The 17733-nt window shown below is 62.7% G+C and carries 20 protein-coding genes; 16 read left to right on the top strand and 4 right to left on the bottom strand.

Annotated elements, in window-relative coordinates:
* Positions 1-35: 35 nt before the first annotated feature.
* The 4 genes from FHR96_RS01175 to FHR96_RS01160 all read left to right on the top strand — a co-directional run bounded on the left by FHR96_RS01175 (position 36) and on the right by FHR96_RS01160 (position 3643).
* Positions 36-740: an FMN-dependent NADH-azoreductase gene (locus tag FHR96_RS01175; protein WP_183385804.1), complete on the top strand. Its 705-nt coding sequence runs from the start codon at positions 36-38 to the stop codon at positions 738-740.
* Between the two features lie 537 nt (positions 741-1277).
* The gene (locus FHR96_RS01170) at positions 1278-2336 is read left to right on the top strand and encodes a linear amide C-N hydrolase (protein WP_183385803.1); all 1059 of its coding nucleotides are present in this window, start codon (positions 1278-1280) and stop codon (positions 2334-2336) included.
* A 249-nt stretch (positions 2337-2585) separates the two neighbouring features.
* Complete coding sequence (locus FHR96_RS01165) at positions 2586-2936, top strand: VOC family protein (protein WP_183385802.1); 351 nt, start codon at positions 2586-2588, stop codon at positions 2934-2936.
* An 83-nt stretch (positions 2937-3019) separates the two neighbouring features.
* Positions 3020-3643, top strand: a complete 624-nt coding sequence (locus FHR96_RS01160) for a Type 1 glutamine amidotransferase-like domain-containing protein (protein WP_183385801.1) — start codon at positions 3020-3022, stop codon at positions 3641-3643.
* Between the two features lie 131 nt (positions 3644-3774).
* Here FHR96_RS01160 and FHR96_RS01155 read toward each other — a convergent pair whose 3' ends face one another.
* Entirely contained in the window at positions 3775-4863 is a 1089-nt protein-coding gene (locus FHR96_RS01155) for an NAD(P)H-dependent flavin oxidoreductase (RefSeq protein WP_183385800.1), read from the bottom strand.
* A gap of 93 nt (positions 4864-4956) precedes the next feature.
* Between FHR96_RS01155 and FHR96_RS01150 the strand changes: the two genes are divergently transcribed.
* The 4 genes from FHR96_RS01150 (at position 4957) to FHR96_RS01135 (ending at position 8404) form a co-directional block, all read left to right on the top strand.
* Positions 4957-5826 carry a LysR substrate-binding domain-containing protein gene (locus FHR96_RS01150; protein WP_183385799.1) on the top strand — a complete coding sequence of 290 codons (870 nt, stop codon included), beginning with the start codon at positions 4957-4959 and terminating at the stop codon, positions 5824-5826.
* Complete coding sequence (locus tag FHR96_RS01145) at positions 5823-6956, top strand: YbfB/YjiJ family MFS transporter (protein ID WP_183385798.1); 1134 nt, start codon at positions 5823-5825, stop codon at positions 6954-6956. The genes FHR96_RS01150 and FHR96_RS01145 overlap by 4 nt, the downstream gene beginning before the upstream one ends.
* Positions 6957-6990: 34 nt before the next feature.
* Positions 6991-7485, top strand: coding sequence for a nuclear transport factor 2 family protein (locus tag FHR96_RS01140; RefSeq protein WP_183385797.1), 495 nt, complete (start codon positions 6991-6993; stop codon positions 7483-7485).
* Positions 7486-7768: 283 nt separating this feature from the next.
* On the top strand, positions 7769-8404 hold the full coding sequence (locus tag FHR96_RS01135; RefSeq protein WP_183385796.1) for a hypothetical protein: 636 nt from the start codon (positions 7769-7771) through the stop codon (positions 8402-8404).
* Between the two features lie 3 nt (positions 8405-8407).
* On the opposite strand, the gene FHR96_RS01130 is transcribed toward FHR96_RS01135, so the two are convergent.
* Complete coding sequence (locus FHR96_RS01130; protein ID WP_183385795.1) at positions 8408-8902, bottom strand: DUF2938 domain-containing protein; 495 nt, start codon at positions 8900-8902, stop codon at positions 8408-8410.
* A gap of 143 nt (positions 8903-9045) precedes the next feature.
* Here FHR96_RS01130 and FHR96_RS01125 point away from each other — a divergent pair, with 143 nt between their 5' ends.
* Complete coding sequence (locus tag FHR96_RS01125; protein ID WP_183385794.1) at positions 9046-9510, top strand: helix-turn-helix domain-containing protein; 465 nt, start codon at positions 9046-9048, stop codon at positions 9508-9510.
* Between the two features lie 63 nt (positions 9511-9573).
* Here FHR96_RS01125 and mapR read toward each other — a convergent pair whose 3' ends face one another.
* Positions 9574-10983 (bottom strand): GntR family transcriptional regulator MpaR, encoded by a 1410-nt coding sequence (gene mapR, locus FHR96_RS01120; RefSeq protein WP_183385793.1) that lies wholly within the window; start codon positions 10981-10983, stop codon positions 9574-9576.
* A 658-nt stretch (positions 10984-11641) separates the two neighbouring features.
* On the opposite strand from mapR, the gene FHR96_RS01115 reads away from it, so the two are divergent.
* The 7 genes from FHR96_RS01115 (at position 11642) to FHR96_RS01085 (ending at position 17134) form a co-directional block, all read left to right on the top strand.
* The gene (locus FHR96_RS01115) at positions 11642-12082 is read left to right on the top strand and encodes a DUF2170 family protein (protein ID WP_246392711.1); all 441 of its coding nucleotides are present in this window, start codon (positions 11642-11644) and stop codon (positions 12080-12082) included.
* A 19-nt stretch (positions 12083-12101) separates the two neighbouring features.
* Positions 12102-12803, top strand: coding sequence for a PspA/IM30 family protein (locus FHR96_RS01110; RefSeq protein WP_183385791.1), 702 nt, complete (start codon positions 12102-12104; stop codon positions 12801-12803).
* A gap of 77 nt (positions 12804-12880) precedes the next feature.
* The gene (locus FHR96_RS01105) at positions 12881-13948 is read left to right on the top strand and encodes an ion channel (RefSeq protein WP_183385790.1); all 1068 of its coding nucleotides are present in this window, start codon (positions 12881-12883) and stop codon (positions 13946-13948) included.
* Between the two features lie 21 nt (positions 13949-13969).
* Positions 13970-14710 carry a DUF2491 family protein gene (locus tag FHR96_RS01100; RefSeq protein WP_183385789.1) on the top strand — a complete coding sequence of 247 codons (741 nt, stop codon included), beginning with the start codon at positions 13970-13972 and terminating at the stop codon, positions 14708-14710.
* Positions 14711-14798: 88 nt separating this feature from the next.
* Positions 14799-15209 (top strand): DUF350 domain-containing protein, encoded by a 411-nt coding sequence (locus FHR96_RS01095; protein WP_183385788.1) that lies wholly within the window; start codon positions 14799-14801, stop codon positions 15207-15209.
* Between the two features lie 33 nt (positions 15210-15242).
* Positions 15243-15860, top strand: a complete 618-nt coding sequence (locus FHR96_RS01090; protein WP_183385787.1) for a DUF1190 domain-containing protein — start codon at positions 15243-15245, stop codon at positions 15858-15860.
* 107 nt (positions 15861-15967) lie between these two features.
* Positions 15968-17134: a glutathionylspermidine synthase family protein gene (locus FHR96_RS01085; protein WP_183385786.1), complete on the top strand. Its 1167-nt coding sequence runs from the start codon at positions 15968-15970 to the stop codon at positions 17132-17134.
* Between the two features lie 134 nt (positions 17135-17268).
* Here FHR96_RS01085 and FHR96_RS01080 read toward each other — a convergent pair whose 3' ends face one another.
* On the bottom strand, positions 17269-17556 hold the full coding sequence (locus tag FHR96_RS01080) for a sll1863 family stress response protein (protein ID WP_183385785.1): 288 nt from the start codon (positions 17554-17556) through the stop codon (positions 17269-17271).
* Positions 17557-17733: the final 177 nt, after the last annotated feature.

Raw genomic sequence — 17733 nt, 5'->3', positions numbered from 1 at the left:
TGAGTGAGTTCATCTCATAAGACAAGGAGCCCGACATGCCCCATCTCCTGCATCTCGACGCCAGCGCCCGCCCCGGCCTTGCCGGTACCGACGAGCACGGCTCCCTGAGCCGCCGCCTCACCCACCGTTTCGTCAGCGGCTGGCGGGCTCGCCAACCGGACGCCACCGTGACCCGGCGTGACGTGGGCAGTGCCCCGCCGTCTTTCATCGACCAGCGGTGGATCCAGTCCGCCTTCACGCCCCCGGAGCGCCAGGAACCCTGGATGGCCGCGGTGCTCGCCGAGAGCGATCGGCTGATCGACGAACTCACGGCCGCCGACATCGTGGTGATCGGCGCGCCGCTGTACAACTTCGGCATGCCGGCGGCGCTGAAGGCCTGGGTGGACCAGGTGGTGCGCATGGGGCGTACGGTGGACTACGATCCGAGCCGTCCGGACGATCCCTTCACGCCGCTGCTGGCCGACCGGCCGCGCCACGCCATCATACTGTCGTCACGAGGCGGTGCCGGCTTCGAGCCCGGCGGCGAGATGGCCCACATGAATCATCTGGAGCCGGGGCTTTCCACGGTGCTGGAATTCATCGGCATCACCCGCATCCACCGGGTGGCCATCGAGCATCAGGAAGAGGGCGGAGAGCCCCTGGCCGCCTCGATCGACGCCGCGGAGCGCCGCATCGAGGCGCTGATCGACCAGCTGCAGGCGCAGTTCCAGGACAGTCGTGAGCCGGCCGTGACGGCCTGAGGAGCGACCACGGTTCGTCAAAGGATACTCACCCCGACGGGGCGCCGTCGGGGTGAGGTGTCGGCTGGCATGCATACACGCAGGATCCTGATTTCTCGAGGGCGATGCCGGCTAATGTAGGGAAACTGCACAAGCGGAGGCGGGGAGAAAAAGGCTTCCAGGTGTTGAAGGACCAGTGTTGAAGGACCAGTGTTGAAGGACCAAGTGTTGAAGAACCAGGTGTCGAAAGATTCGTGACGCTAGTGAGTCATGAAGATGTCAAGACTATGAATGGTGATGGATGCCATCCTGGAGAGATGTTTGTCGGTCACCATACCCTGTTCTACCCTAATTAAGCATTTTCGGGATTTGTCGGCCATGAGGCGATCTCCCCGAAAAAGCCTAAAAATCCATGCATTCTTTTCATTTGAATGAAGGCCATTGGCTTGAGCGAGCAGGTACGCCTCGCCAGGTATGATGCCGGCTAATGACGCATGTTGGCGAAAGTGATGGCGTCGACCATCGGTTCCCCATTATCCACCAGGGAAGGAGTGAGACATGAAGAAACGAACCACTCGTCAGCGCCTTACCGGTTCTCTGCTGGCCGTGGCGGCGGGACTGGCGGTATTTCATTCTGTCGATGCCTGTACCCGTGTCCTGTGGAACGATAACGAACTGGCCACCGTGGTCGGCCGTACCATGGACTGGCCGGAGTCCACGGACCCCGTGCTCACCGTCATGCCGAGAGGGGTGGAGCGCAATGGTGGGCTCACTGGTGATGTTGTCACGGTCGAGGAAAATCCCGCCACGTGGACGTCAAAGTACGCGAGTATGGTCACCACGATCTATGGAATCGGTTCGGCTGATGGGTTCAATGAACGCGGCTTGGCTGGCCATATGCTGTATTTGAATGCCACCGATTTCGGGTCGCGCGATCCGAGCAAGCCAGGCGTGCAGGCGGGGCTGTGGTTGCAGTACGTTCTCGATAATGCTGCCACCGTCGATGAAGCCCTGGAGTTGCTGGACGAGATTCAAGTCGTGATGACCGAAGCCAACGGCCATCAGTCGAACGTTCATCTGGCCATCGAGGATGCCAGCGGCGATTCGGCTATCGTCGAATACATCGACGGGGAGCCGGTAGTGCATCATGATCGCGAATACCAGATCATGACCAACGACCCGACCTACGATCAGCAACTCGAGTTACTGGCTGAACAGGATTTCTCCAATCCCAGCAGCGATACTCCCTTGCCGGGCAATGTGAAGGCTACCGATCGCTTCCAGCGTGCTGCCTACTATCTGGAGATGTTGCCGGAGCCCGAGGATGAGCGGGAAGCGATTGCGGGGATATTGGCGATCGCACGCAATGTGTCCGTTCCGTTCGGCGCACCCTACAAAGACTTCGGGATCTATAACACCGAATACCGCACGGCCATCAACCTGGCGGACAGACGCTATTTCTTCGAGCTGACGACGAGTCCCAACGTGATCTGGGCTGACCTCACGAAGTTTGATCTGGAGGATGGTGCGCCGGTGATGACGCTTGATCCGGATAATATCGACCTGGCAGGAAACGTTACCGCCAGCTTCATGGAGGCCGAGAGCGCACCTTTCTGACGGGGCTGGTGTCTATGCCGTCACCGCTTGGATCGTCGCTAGCAGATACATTCGGCCGGCACCACTAATATGTGGTGCCGGCTTTTATATCATGTTCTGCAAGGTGGAAGCGTGCCGGCCAACGAGACGCTCCCCGAGCATGGACGACCTGACAGCCCTGCCGCCGGCTTCTAGGCTGGCTGGTGCTGGGAAGCCCACGGCACGGGGCGTCGCCTCAACATGATAGGGACACGACAGACGAGGTGAGGGATGAAGGTCAAGCGGATCATGGCCAATATGGCCACGGAAGAGCTCGACAAGGCGGAAGCCTTCTACGGGGGCATTCTCGGCCTGGAACGTCTGATGGATCACGGCTGGTTTCGCACCTACGGCTCGGACGAGCGAATGCGGGTTCAGGTCAGCTTCGCCTCGCAGGGCGGCTCGGACACGCCGGTGCCCGATTTCTCCATCGAGGTCGATGACCTCGAGGCGGCGCTGGCGCGCTTCGAGGAGGCGGGCGTGGCCATCGAATATGGGCCCGTCAGCGAGCCTTGGGGCGTGCGGCGCTTCTACGTCCGCGACCCCTTCGGCAAGCTGGTCAATATCCTGCAGCATGAGTGAGCGGCGGTATTTTTCACTCGATGCGGAGAGTCGCCGGACAGGTGGCATAATCGGGTTGCTTCGGGCGCTGACAAGGATACGTAATGAAAAGCATGTTTCTGGCTTCCTCTTTCAAGGATGTGGCGAGCCTGTTCGTGGAATCGGTGAGTGGCGAGTGCGCCGGTAAACGCGTGACCTTCATTCCCACGGCAAGTCTCACCGAGGAGGTGAATTTCTACGTGGCGGCGGGCAAGGAGGCCCTCGAAAACCTCGGGATGATCGTCGACGAGCTTGAGATATCCACGGCTGCAGATGACGAGATAGCAAGCAAGCTCAAGGCGAATGACTATATCTATGTCTCGGGAGGCAACAGCTTCTTCCTGCTCCAGGAGCTGAAGAGGAAGGGGGCCGACCGGCTCATTGCCGAGCAAGTGGCGCTGGGAAAGGTCTATATCGGGGAGTCAGCCGGCTCCATCGTGCTGACGCACGATATCGAATATGTGGCAGAAATGGATGATGTCGCTGCTGCTCCTGGGATGGGCTCTTTTGCCTCGCTAGGGCTTATCGATATCTATCCGGTGCCTCACCACACGAATCATCCGTTCAAGGGGGCTATCGAGAGCATCATCTCGACCTACGAAGAGCGTTTGCCGCTTTGCCCCATCAGCAATACCCAGGCCATCGTTGTCAGTGGGGATGAGTACAGCATCTGGAGCGTAGAGCGCTGATCATCCGCCGCAGGCTGTGACCTGCGGCGTCGACTTGTCGATCGGTAGCACAGACTGCTGGCCCTGTGCTTGGTGCGAGGAAGGGCAGGGAGCCGGATCGACGCCTCATGTCACTCGTGGGAAAGCCCTGCTCAGCAGCCCCGTGAGGCTGTGTCCCGCCACTCCTGTATCAGCCGGCTCACGAGTTCGCCGGCGGGCAGTTCGCGTGCCAGCGGCGCGCCCTGTCCGGCCCAGTGGGCCGCGAATTCATGATGCCCATGCCCATGCCCATGCCCGGCCGCCGCCGCATTGAGCCGCTTGGCCGCGTCGTACGCCACCGGATAGGCGGGAGGCGTTGCCTCGGTCATGGAGTCGGCATGGCGGATCAGGCGATTGAGAATGCCGCGCGCCGGGCGCCCGGACAGCGCCGTGGTCATGCGGGTCTCTCCGGCGCGTTCGCTCCTGAGGTTCGCGCGATAGCCTTCGTTGGCCGCCGATTCGGGGCACAGGATGAAGGCGGTCCCCAGCTGGGCGGCGCTGGCGCCCAGCGCCAGGGCAGAGCGGATGCCCTGGCCATCCATGATGCCGCCGGCCGCGACGATCGGCAGGGCCATCTCCCTGACGAGCCGTCGAACGAGCACGGAAGTGTTCAAGCGTTCATCGTTCGCTTCCGGGTCGAAGCAGCCTCGGTGCCCGCCCGCTTCATGGCCTTGGGCCACTATCGCGTCTATGCCCCGAGCCTGGATCCACCGCGCCTCCTGCGGACTGGTGGCCGTCGCCAGCGTGTAAATGCCGGCGTCCTGCAGGGCGCGTATTCGCGCCTCGCACGGCAGGCCAAAGTGAAAGCTGACCACGGCGGGGCGAGTCTCGAGCAGCATCTCGAAGGCCTCATCGTCCTCGATGAAGCTGCGGTAGATCTCATCGAGCTCGGCCGGCGGCTCGCTGCCGCTTTCCTGGAATAGCGGCGCCAGGTGCTCGAGCCAGGACGATTCACGAGCTGCGTCACGCCGTGCGGGGGCATGACAGAAGACGTTGACGTTGAACGGGCGGGTCGTCAGCGCCTGGGTTCGTTCGATCATCTTCCGGGCCTGGGCAACGCCGCTCGCACCGATGCCCAGGGAGCCCAGGCCTCCGGCATTCGACACGGCCGCCGCCAGCTCGGGCGTGGCCACGCCGGCCATGGGCGCCTGGATGATGGGGTGGATGCCCAGTCGGGCGATCAAGGGATTCGACGATGTCATATGAGCGGCCTCCACGAGCGCAAGAAACGATGGCTTTCATTTATTCTCAATATGAGAATAAAATAGATTGATGGATTTCAAAAGGCGAATAATGTGGATCTGGAAACCCTGAAAATCTTCGAGGCCGTCGCCGCCGAGCTGAGCGTGACCCGCGCCGCCGCGCGGCTCGGGCGTGCGCCGTCGAATGTCACGACGCGCATACAGCAGTTGGAGGCGGAGCTGGACGCGGAGCTGTTCGTTCGCCTCGGCAAGCGCATCACGCTCTCGACGGCGGGGCAGCGCTTCCTCGCTTACGCGCAGCGCCTGCTGGCGCTGGAGGACGAGGCCCGGCAGGCCGTAGGCGGCGGTGGTGGCGGCAGCCTGCGCATCGGCAGCATGGAGAGCACGGCGGCCAGCCGGTTGCCGGCGCCGTTGGCGGCCTTCAATCGCGCCCATCCGGCGACCCGGCTCGAGGTAAGCACCGGCCCCTCCGGACTGCTGATGGATGAGGTGCGCGACGGGCGGCTGGACTGCGCCTTCGTGGCCTTGCCCGCCGAGCTCGAGAACGAGCCGGCCCTGGCCGAGATGGGGCTGCAAAGCGCGCCGGTCTGGGAGGAGTCGCTGCTGCTGCTGTTGCCGCCTGTCGACGCCAAGGCCACTGCGCCGGCGGAACTGCGTACCCGCGCCCTGGCGGCCTTCAAGCCGGGCTGCACGTATCGGGCCATGGCGGAGCAGCGTCTCGGCATCGTCGCCGGAAGCGAGTGGCGCATCCAGGAGCTCGGGTCCTACCATGCCATGGTGGCGGCCGTCGCCGCGGGCGCCTGCGTCACCCTGCTGCCGCGCAGCGTGCTGGAGCTGAGCCGCGTGCCGGACGATCTGGCCACGCTGGAGATGGGCACCGTCAGCACTCTTTTGCTGTGGCGCCGCGGCTACGAGACGCCCGCGTTCCAGGCGTTCGCGGATCAGTTCCTGGGGGACGCATGACCCGCGTGCCCGCGTGGATGCGCTCCGCCATCGACGCGGCGCTGGTCATGGCCATCGGCATGGGCTTCGGCCGTTTCGCCTACACCGCGCTCTATCCGCACATGGTGGAGGAAGGCGTGCTGAGCCTGAGCGGCGGTAGCATGGCGGCGTCTGCCAACTATGCGGGCTATCTGGTCGGGGCGCTGCTGGCGGTCAAGGCCAGGCCGGCGAGCGCCCATCGCTTCTGCCTGTGGGCGGTGGGAGGCACGGCGGCGTGCCTGGCCATGCTGGCCGTGATCGACGCCACCTGGGCCATCGTCGCCGTGCGCGGTGTCGCCGGCATCTTCAGTGCCATCTCCATGGTCGCCGCGTCGCTGTGGCTGCTCGAGCACCGCCAGCACCTGCAGGGAGCGCCGCTGCTTTACGCCGGGGTGGGCGTCGGTGTCGCCCTGTCGGCCGAGCTCGTCGTGGTGGCGGCGCGGCTGGGGCTCGAGAGCCCGGGGCTGTGGCTGATGCTCGGCGTCGTCAGCCTCGTGCTGGGCGGCCTGGCCGTGCCGGGGCTGACGACCGGAGCGGCGTCCGAACGGCCTGCGTCATCGGCGGCGCCACGGCGGGGCGAGTCGGTCAAGGCGCTGCCGCTGGTGACGATCTATGGCCTGGCGGGCTTCGGCTACATCGTTACCGCGACCTATCTGCCGCTGCTGGTCAAGACGGCGCTGCCCGACGTCGACGCCGCCCATGTCTGGGCCGTGTTCGGCCTCGGCGCCGCGCCGTCCTGTTTCCTCTGGCATCGCCTGCACCTGCGGCTTGGCACCCGGCGATCACTGGCATGCAACCTGGGCCTCCAGGCGTTCGGTGTCGTGCTGCCTATCCTGCTTCCCGGCGGTGTGGGCTACATGGCCAGTGCCCTGCTGGTCGGTGGCACCTTCATGGGCACCGTGACCATCGCCATGCCGGCCGCGCAGCAGGCCGCCCGTCACGCTAGCGGCAACCTGCTGGCCAGCATGACCCTCACCTACAGCATCGGGCAGATCATCGGCCCTCTGGGCGCCACCGCCCTCCATGCCATCAGCCACAGTTTCCAGGGCTCTCTGCTGGCGGCTGGCGGTGCGCTCCTGGTGGGGGCGTGCATGAGCCTTGCCGCGCTGTAACGTCTTCCCATCCGGCATTGTGAAGGAGTCTGCCGTGAATACTGTCGATCCCGATGTCTTCGTACCGGTCAACGACCTGCTGTGTCGTTTCTTCCACTGCTTCGACCGGCGGGACTGGCCGGCCATGACCGAGTGCCTCATGCCGGAGGTGACGGTCGACTACGCCTCCTCGGGGCGGGAACCGCCCTCGACGATGCCAGGGGAGGCGTTCGTCAGGCGCCGCCGGGAGGCCGTCGACACCCTGACCAAGCAGCACGGCTTCTCCAACCTGCGGGTCACCCGGGAGGGCGATGGCCACGCGGCCATCGCCAGCTGCCACTACCTGATCCTGCGATTCGAGCTGTCGCGAGAGCTCGCGGCCGAAGAGGAGAACTTCTTTCACTCCTGCGGGAGCTATGAATTCCAGCTGCGCCAGGTGAGAGGCGAATGGAAGATAGCGGGCATCAAGCAGCAGGCGCTGCAGAGCTGGGGCAATAGCAGCCTGCATGCCGGCTCGGCCCAGGGGCAGAAGTCTCAGGGGAAGGAGTGAGCCACTACCCTGGGGGGGCGTTCTGCTGTGCAAGACTGCCCCCTTCCGGCGACCACGAGTGAGCCACTACCCTGGGGGGCGTTCACGCCAGGCTGGCCTCTCGCTCCAACTGATATGCTTTTTTAGCCAACTTCTGACCCTGTTATGGTTTCGGCGCTTCTGTCATCGTGGCCGTCAATGAGGCCATGCTTGCCCTGCGGCCTGCGCGAGTCGTCGGGGCGAGTAGGCAAGGCAGATCGAAGGGTCCGTGAGCATGGGCCGATATCCAGGGCGGTGAGGGGTGATGATGATCTACGTGGCGTTCTTCCTGATCTTCGTCGGCGTGACGTTCGCGCTCCATCAAGTGTATAGCGTGCACTACGCGATCAACTTCGAGGACGAGGAGGAGCGCCCGGCGCAGGTCAACCAGGCTCTGAAGACGCTGGCCGAGGAAGCCAAAGGATGTTCCGGCAATGAGCCGTCGCCGGGCTTCGTGCAGGCGGTGAAGCGCATCTTCGGCAATCACGTCGATCCGCGTCTGGTGCTGGCGGCGATGGCGCCCGGCAGGCGCAAGGCCTTCGCCGAGCCGCTGCTGCGCCGCAAGCGCAGGATCGAGACGGCCGGCGAGCTGACCATCGCCCACCTGCCGTTCTGGCAGACCCGCCCGCCGATGCACTATCGGCGCGGGCCGGTGCTGGTGCTGGTGATGGCCTGCAGCCTGCTGGCGCTGTTCTGGGGCGGGATGAGTATCTTCACCCTGGCCTACCCGGTGGCCGTGCCGGCGCTGGCCTGGGCCAACGACCTGGCCGTGCTCACGGCGCTGGTCTATGCCTCGGCGCTGCTGGCCTACGGTGCTTCGAAGCTCGATTTCTACCTGCACGACATCCAGCAGATCGGCCGGCTGAATCGGCGCCTGAAGGCCGGCGAGCTGGGGCGCTGATCCCTACGCCTGGAGCATATGCGTGTATCCCAGCCCCGCAACCCACAGCCCCAGGCCGAAACTGGCATGTGCCAACAGGCTACGCCGCCTGGCGACGTTGGGCTGAGGCATCTTGCGAGCGGCCATCCCCGCGCCTAGACAGGGCTGCAGGACGGCAAAGGGGAAGAGTACCGTCAGCATGCCAAACACCAGCGGTGGCGCGAGCGTCGTTCGATCGAGCCAATCCGCGCCCGCCAGGGCGAGAAAGGCCGCGGCGAAGGCGATCCCGATCATATAGTGCGCGGCCCAGCCCAGGGCCGCTTCGCCCCGGATCCGCGCGCTCTTGCCGATAGGGCGATGGATAAGCGTGCCGCCGGGAAGATGGCCAAGCCAGCGCCCCACCATCGCGTAATCCAGGGAAGGGATGCCGAACAGGCGATGGCGCAGCAGGGCGACGATATCCATGAAGATCGTCGCACCGCCCCCAATAAGCGCGGCCTCTATCATCAGCTGCGTCATGGATGAGCTCCTGCCACGCGTGCAGCGTTCGCTTGCAGGGCGCGAGGATCGATCGCGAGATTCGCCATGTGATGTGTCCTCTCTGGAAAGCTTGGTTGAGGACAAGTAACCTACTACTTCAAGTCAACTTGAAGTCAAGTCGCATGCTCGATATTTCCGAACTGGCACGAAAAAGCGGAGTTCCTGCCTCGAAACTGCGTTATTACGAAGAAGTCGGGCTGATTCGTTCCGTCGGGCGAAAGGGCCTGCGCCGTGTCTTCGATGACCGCGTGCTGCCGCGCCTTTCCCTGGTCGCGTTGGGGCAGGCCGCGGGATTCTCGCTGGCCGAGATCCGCGACATGCTGGGGCAGGAAGGCACGCCAAGCATTGATCGAGACATGCTGAGCGCCAAGGCGGATTCTCTGGATCGCCATATCAAGGAATTGAGCGCCCTGCGTGATGGTTTGCGCCATGCGGCGTCCTGCACCGCCCCCAGCCACCTGGAGTGCCCGACCTTTCAGCGCCTGATGCGTATCGCCTTGGCGCGCCAGGGGGCGACAAAGCGTGATCTCAAGCGGGACTTCGCGAACAGTCACGGGGAAAGAGGCCGTCGCGATGACGGCGCATGATGCTCGATGTCTGACTCAGGACCTGCTCGCCCACGGTACGACCGGATGAGGCCATGAGCGGTATCAAAAGGTGTCGATCAATTCGCCCAGCGTCGCCATGGCCGCTTCGCTACGCGGGTTCCAGGGGTGGCCGTAGCTCAGGCGCAGGCAGTGGCGAAAGCCCCGGGTCGCCGAGAAGATCGGGCCCGGCGCCACGCTGATGCCGCGCTTCCGCGCCTGGCGAAACAGCCGCAGCGAGTCCACCCGCTCGGGGAATTCGAACCACAGGAAGTAGCCGCCGGCGGGGTGCGTGGCGCGCGTTTCGTCCGGGAAGTAGCGCGAGGCCGCGTCCAGCATCTGCCTCTGCTGGGTCTCCAGGGCATGGCGTAGCTGTCGCAGGTGGCGGTCATAGCCGCCGTGCTGGAGGTAGTCGGCGATGGCTGCCTGGGCAGGCACCGAAGGCGAGATGGTGGTCATCAGCTTGAGTCGCGAGATCGGCTCGGCGAAGCGACCGCCCGCCACCCAGCCGACCCGGTATCCCGGAGCCAGGCACTTCGAGAACGATCCGCAGTGGATGACCAGGCCTTCGTCGTCGAACTGCTTGACCGGTTTGGGCGGCGTGGTGCCGAAGTGCAGCTCCGCGTAGGCGTCGTCCTCGATCAGCGGCACCCGGTGGCGCTTGATCAGCGCGTACAGTTCGCGCTTGCTGTCGTCGTCGAGACTGGCGCCCAGCGGGTTCTGCAGGTGGCTCATGAACCAGCAGGCCTTGATGGGCAGCCGGGCCAGGCTGTCCGCCAGCACGTCCAGGTCGATGCCCGTGCGGGGATGCACGGGAACCTCCACGGCCCGAAGCTTCAAGCGCTCCAGGATCTGCAGGCTGGCATAGAAGGCCGGCGACTCGATGGCGACCAGGTCGCCGGGCGAGGTCACGGATTGCAGCCCGAGGTTCAGCGCTTCCATGGCGCCGCTGGTGATCACCAGTTCCTCGGAGGGCAGTGGCATGCCCTTCAGCGTGTAGCGCAGCACGATCTGGCGGCGCAGGTCGGCGTCGCCCGCCGTCATGTCCTTGAGCACGTCGCTGCCGGCCATGCCGCGCAGTCCCTTGGCCATGCTGCGAGACAGGCGCGCCAGCGGAAACAGCTCGGGGCTGGGAAAGGCCGAGCCGAACGGCACCGTCTCGGGGTCCTGCAGCGAGTCGAGCACCGAGAACGCCAGTTCGCTGACCGCCACGTCGGCGGTTTCCTGGCGGCGTGGCGTCATGTGCGGTTCGTGCAGCACGCGCCGCGCCTGCTCGCGCACGTAATAGCCGGAGCGCGCCTTGGCCACGATCAGCCCGCGATCCTCCAGCAGGTAATAGGCCTGGAAGACGGTGGAAGGGCTGATACCGTACTGGCGGCTCGCCTGGCGCACCGAGGGCACCCGCTCGCCCGGGGCCAGCACGCCATCGCGGATCAGCTCGGCGATCTCGTCGGCGAAGCGTTCGTAGCGTTTCATCGGAGGCCTGGTGCTCCCGGCCCTGAAGCCGTGATGGAAGAAGGAAGGGGCAATTCCATCACGGCTGGCAGGGCGGTGGAAGGCCCGGCATCGGAGCCTGCATGAAACCGGCCCCGAACGCCTTGTGCACGACTTGCTTCATCAACATGGGGTTGGAAGCGGCATCTCGGGCGGCTGTTCGGGAATCGTTCGAATATGCCGTCATGGCACTGTGCATTATTTACCGTGACACATACTCTCGATATGCTGCGTCATCGCTGTCCGACAGAGACCAGATATTGTGCCGGTTCGGCACGTCGGGGAGTTCTTCGTAACATGTTGATGTGATGCCCTATCGTCTCGTTGCTGGACGCGCCGGGCGCTTCGCAGCTGATGAAATCCCGGGCTTCGAGATGACGAGCCGGTAAGCGAGATGGCCTGGCACCGATCGCAAGGGGCAAAAAGGCGACATGTCTTAGGGCGATACTCGGCCCGAATATCGATATATGTTGCGAAGTGGCAGTCGATGACCGTCCTTCATGTGGAACTTGCCGATGAAGGCGTTATCCAATCGTGCGGATAACCGCCTGCTACGCCGCATTACGCGGCTCGGTGAATGGTAAACGATGGGCTGGGCGTCATGGCACAAGGACGCCGACGATATACAAGGAGATTAGACTTGGTAACCAGCTACTCATCAGCAAATGCTCTGCTCGAGGATATCCACGCGCAGCAGTCGGTAGAAGGAAGCGAGGCTGCGTGGCCCAAGGGCGAGGCCGAGTTGGTGTCTGATTCACAGACGATCGTATGGACTCTGGAAGACTACGGCGATCTGGTCGTGACATTGACGCGCAGTGATGATCAGTGGATCGTGCTGGCCGATATTGCCCCCGTCGCCGCCGTGAGCGATGCCGCCACGCTGAATCGTCTTCTGCTGGAGCAGGGCATTGCGGTTCCCCTGGTGTCTGCCGGTGTCATGACCCTCAACGGCGAACCCCACTATGTGGTGTATGGGCAGCTCTACGTTGACTCCCGGCCGGAGGCGATCAGCGCCGAGGTGCATGCCTGTGCGTCTGCCGCCATCGATATCGCCGATCTTGTCCAGGATTACATCGACTAATCTGCACGGAAGCATAGCCATGTTGCGTAAACTCTTTACAGCCTTTCGCGGTGCTGCCAGTGAAACCGGCGAAGCCATCATCGATCATCAAGCCATCCGCATCCTGGAGCAGGAAATGCGTGATGCGGAAAAAGAACTGAACGATGCCAAGACCCAGCTGACCTCGATCATGGCGGATCGCTCTCTGGCTCAAAAGAAGGTCGATACCCTCGAAGAGAGCATCAGCGAATATGAGGCGAGTGCCATCGCCGCCCTGGAAAAGGGGGATGAAGCGCTTGCACAGGAAGTGGCCGAGCGTATTGCTTCGCTAGAGGAAGAAAAGAGCTCTGAAGAAGCGGTGGTTGCCCAGTTCGATGGCAGTATCGAGACACTGCAGTCGACGATTCGCAAGTCGCAGAATAATCAGCGGCAGATCAAGCAGCAGATCAGTGTGGTGAAAGCCACCGAGTCGGCTCAGAAGGCTCAAGCCGCCGTTGCCGAGAAGCATTCCGGGCAGAATGCCTCCATGAGCAATGCCATGGATTCTCTGGACCGCATCAAGAAGAAGCAGGCACATCGCGCCGCTCAGATGGAAGCCGCGTCACAGATGGAGAAGGAAGCCAGCGGTGCGGATCTCGATGAGCGCCTCAAGAAGGCGGGAATCGGTTCCAGCAATCGTCAGGCCAGTGATGTGATGTCACGCCTCAAGGCGCGGGCGTCGAACACAGAAAACGGCAGCTGATCGATTCACTACAACGAAAAATCATCTCGATGAGGAAACGCCTGCTCCAGTGATGGAGGAGGCGTCGAGGTTATGTGATGCCTGTAATTCTACGTCTCCTGAAGGCGCTGAAAGCGTCGATGTTTCAGGTGAGCTGGAGCTTCCTTCTCTTCGTTACCCTGGGCCATCTCTTGCTTTCATGGCTCGCCATGGTGGTCGCCAGTGAAGAAGTGGCATCCAGTCCGATAAAGTGGCTGTACTTCTATATCACAACGGCCTCCACTGTCGGCTATGGAGACTATTCTCCCGTGACGGCCGGCGGCCAGCTTGTCGCCGCGCTCTGGCTGATTCCCGGTGGTATTGCCATCTTTGCCGCGCTGATCGGCAAGGCAACCATGACCATCAGTACCTATTGGAGGCATCTCATGGAAGGGAAAAGTGACTATCGCTCTCTGACCGGTCATACCCTGGTCATTGGCTGGCATGGCGAGACCACGCGCAACATCATCAATATCCTGCGTGCCGACACCGAGCTGCCCGACGACATCGTGCTCTGTGTCTGCCAGGACATCAGTAACCCGATGCCTGGCGATATCAAGTTCGTCCGTGGCGAGAGCTTCGCCAGTGCCGATCTGCTGCAGCGAGCGGGCGTCACCGGCGCCAGTCGCATCATCATCTACGATGACAGCGACGAGCGGGTCGCCACCATCGCTCTCTCGGTCTATCCCCTCAAGTCGAGCCGTTGCCATATCGTCGCCCACTGCGGCGACCCGCATACGGCGGACATGCTGCGTCGTACCCTGCCCGGCATCGAATGTACCGAGGCACTCGCCATCGAGATGCTGGTACGCTCCTCGACGGATGCAGGCATCAGTCGGGTGGTCAATGAGCTGCTCTCGGTGACGCATGGTGCGACCCAGTATCAGGCTTGCTTGCCGGCGGCCAATGGCATGACCTATGGCGAGCTGTTTACCCGAGCCAAGCGACAGTGCGATGTCACCCTGCTCGGCATCAGCGACAGCAATGAAGATGACGGTAATCTCCTCAACCCTCCAGGAGACGTCGTGCTGCAAGAGGGCGATGTGATTTTCTACATGGGCAACAAGCGCCTTTCCGAACAAGAACTGGTCGGGCTGCTGGCACCGTCAGATGCCGTCACCCCCTAACGCTTCCGAGGAATCATCGGCATGTTCGACAAGATCAAGACCCTGTTAACAGGCGCGGCCCCCGATCACAAGGGGCAGGAAGCCTACGACCACCAGCATGCTCGGCTTGCACGCGGCTTGCCGTTGGGCATGTCGCCGGAGGATTTTGCCGGCATGAGGCTGGATGGGCGTGTGACCTTCGATCTGCTCGCGCTGGCTCCCTACAGTGACCTGCTCTTCGACAGCAGCATGGGAGGACAGGACCTGCATATTGCGGCCGTCGGTACGGTCGATCTGGGGCAAGGCGAAACCCTGGTGCGTTTCTATCTGGAGAACGATACCTGGGTACAGGCGTCTGTCGCGTCGGGGCAGGTGATCGAGTACAAGCTGTTCGACTTCTTCCAGGTCCAGCATCTGGCCAATACCGAGTTCGACCGTCTCATCAACGAACACGGCGTTTCGAATGCCGGGGTATCGCTGGGGAAAGACGTTCTGCCGCTTGAAAGTGAGAGTGGACAGGCGGCAAGCTATGCCCGCGTTTGGGGGCAGCAAGGCGTACCCTGGTCGCCTCCGGTGCTGCTGGAAGAGGAAGTCACCACGCTGGAGAGCGTCATCAATCGTCGAGTCATCCATCACTGCATGCTCTATGAGCGTCAGCTCGAAGGTGAGGGGCGCTACGAATATGTGCTGCTGAGCGGTGAGGTCGATGAGGAGGATCGTAGCTACCAGCTGGTGACCAACCTCGGCATCGACCTGAACCCGAACAATATCCGGGCGGTGTAACGCCTCAGGAGTCGTACCCGCTCTCTGCAATGGATTGGGGCCGGCGCATGTCGAGCCCATTTATGCTATCTCGTACAAGGAGTCGTATATGAACTATCTCGCCGGGCTGCCCGCCTTTCTTTGCTACCTCATCACTGGCGTCGTGATGCTGGTGCTGTTCATGTTCTGCTATAGCAAGGCCACCCCGCACAAGGAATGGAAGCTGATCCAGGCGGGCAATACCGCGGCTTCGACGGCGTATGGCGGCGCCATTCTCGGTTTCACGATACCGCTCTACAGCGCCATGTCCCACTCCGTCAGCCTGGTCGACTTCATCCTGTGGGGTATCGTGGCCTTCGTCGTCCAGATCGCGACCTTCTTCGCCACCAAGGCCGTGCTGAAGATCCAGGGTGAGAGCCTGTCCACCCACATCAGCGAGGCGCATGTTGCCTACGGCGTGCTCAGCGGAAGCATCGCCGTCGCGGTCGGCTTGCTCAACGCAGCCGCCATGACCTGGTAAGCGACCGTGAAAACAGGAGCGAAAGGAAACGTTATGGACAACGCGAACAAGCACCTTCCGCGGCGCAAGCGCAGCGTACGGTTAACGTTGGCGCTGATGGGCGCTGGAGCGGCTTCGACCCTGGCTGGGTGCGGTGATAGCTCACCCGAGACGCTGAGCAACGTGCAGTTCGACGACACCGAGAGCTATCGCAGCGTCGAAGACTGCGTGGCAGGTGGCATCTACACCCGCAAGGCCTGTGAAGCGGCTTACGACCAGGCTCTTGAAGACGTGCCGCACTATCGCACGCAGTCGCAATGCGAAGAGGAGCATGGGGAGGATGCCTGCCAGACCGCACCGCATACCAATAGCGGTAGCGGCAGCTGGTTCATGCCGGCCATGATGGGGTACATGGTCGGCAACATGACCGCCTCTTCCAGCCGCGGCCACATGGTCAACCGCGTTTATCAGGAACCGGTCTACCGCACTCGTGACAATCAGGGTGACTGGTCGGCGGCGACATCGTCGGCCTCCAGCCGCATGAAAGGCGTCGAGTCCTCGATGCGTACGACGATCCGCACGCACAATCGAGCCGTTCGAAACTCTTCGTATTCGACGTCTCGCAGTGGCTTCGGCTCTCGCTCGTCGGCGCGGGGTGGCTTCGGCTCCTGAGGCGACACTCATCGCGCCGCGCCTGACAAGCCCCGCGGATTGCCGGGGCTTGTTCGTCGAGGCGTCCCACGCATAGGTCTTCGTCATCTCTCCGCAAAGGCAAGCCCATGTTGAAGATTCCCGTTCGAGAGCGCAAAGCCTGGAAAGAGTTGGCCAAGGATCTGGGGTTTCATTTCCACACCATCGATGGTGAGGCCTACTGGAAAGAAGAGGCCTATTACCAGTTCACCCTGCGGCAGGTCGAGGAAGACATCGAAGCCCCTACCGAAGAGCTGCACGAGATGTGCATGGAAGCGGTAGAGCGCGTTTGCCGCTCCGATGCGCTACTCGACAAGCTGTGCGTTCCCGAATTCATGTGGGAAAGCGTGCGGTCGTCGTGGTGGAGCGGTCAGCCCCAGCTGTATGGGCGCATGGATCTGGCCTACGACGGCAAGGGCAAGGCCAAGCTGCTGGAGCTCAACTACGATACGCCGACCTCGATCTATGAGGCGGGTTTCTTCCAGTGGGTATGGCTCGAACAGGCGATGGAGCAGGGACTGATCCCCTGGCAGGCCGACCAGTTCAATTCGATCCAGGAGAAGCTGATCGGCGCCTTTGCCCATATCGGCCAGCGCCTGGCGACGCCCGAGATGCATTTCTCCAGTATCAAGGATCACGTGGAAGACCGTGCGACCGTCGAATATTTGCAGGACTGCGCAATCCAGGCCGGCGTGGATGCCCCCTTCGTCTACATCGAGGATATCGGCCTGCGCGAAGGTGAGCGACATTTCCTCGACCACGAGGACAAGCCGATACAGGCCATCTTCAAGCTCTATCCCTGGGAAGAAATGGCCGACGACGAGTTCGGCAGCCAAGTGCCGAAGAGGGACACCCACTGGTTCGAGCCGCCGTGGAAGACCATCCTGAGCAACAAGGGCATCCTGCCGCTGCTGTGGGAATGGAACGAGGGGCATCCCAATCTGTTACCCGCCTATTTCGACGATGATCCCCGCCAGTCGCTGAAAAGCGGCTGGGTGAGAAAGCCGTTCTTCTCACGTGAGGGCAGCAACATCGAGCTGGTGACGCCCGGCGGTGAGCGGGAGTCGGTCGCCGGCCCCTACACCGATAGCCCGCACATTCTCCAGGCCTACCATCCCATGCCAAGGTTCGGCGAGGAGCATGCCCTGATCGGAAGTTGGGTCGTGGGAGATCGCGCCTGCGGTATCGGCATTCGCGAGGACAAGGGACGCATCACCAAGGACACCAGCTGCTTCGTGCCGCACATCATCCTGTGATCGGTGAAGGTGATGATCGGTGAAGGTGAAGAGGCCGATACGCAAGCCGGTCATCATGGATAGCCCCGACCAGCAAGCGTTCGATTGGCCGGGACACCTGTTGCATCGGGAACGTCAGGTTCCCGCTCGGCGAGTTACTTGAAGCGCGAGCGCGCCTTCTCGATGGACTCGCTCAGCGAGCTCCAGGCGCTTTCGGCGCCGGCCTTGATGTCGTCCCAGGCGTCGTCGCTGGCGTCGCGCAGTGCGTCGAGCTTCTGGCGCATCTCGTCACGCTTGGCCTCGAGCTCGTCGACTTCCTTCTCGTGTTCGATGCGCTTGTCGGCCTCGGCGCCCTTGGCACGGGCCTTCAGCTTGTCCACCTCGGCCTGCATCTCGTCCAGCTTGGCGCGTAGCTTCTGTTCGTAGGCATTCCGGTCGCTCATGGGAAGACTCCTTTCCTTCGGCGAGTGAATAACACCTTGGTCGTGCCCGTCGTGGGGCAACACGGTGTGGTCGTTATAGGGTGGCATATTGCCCCGGGTAGCTGGCAAGGTCGCGCATATCGGCATATGTCATGTCGGTGCCATGCGGCGCCGACGATCATCCACTGTTCATCAGCC

It is taken from the genome of Halomonas organivorans (genome assembly GCF_014192055.1).
GTDB classification, from domain to species: Bacteria; Pseudomonadota; Gammaproteobacteria; order Pseudomonadales; family Halomonadaceae; genus Halomonas; species Halomonas organivorans.
This window is presented reverse-complemented; position numbering and strand designations above follow the sequence as displayed.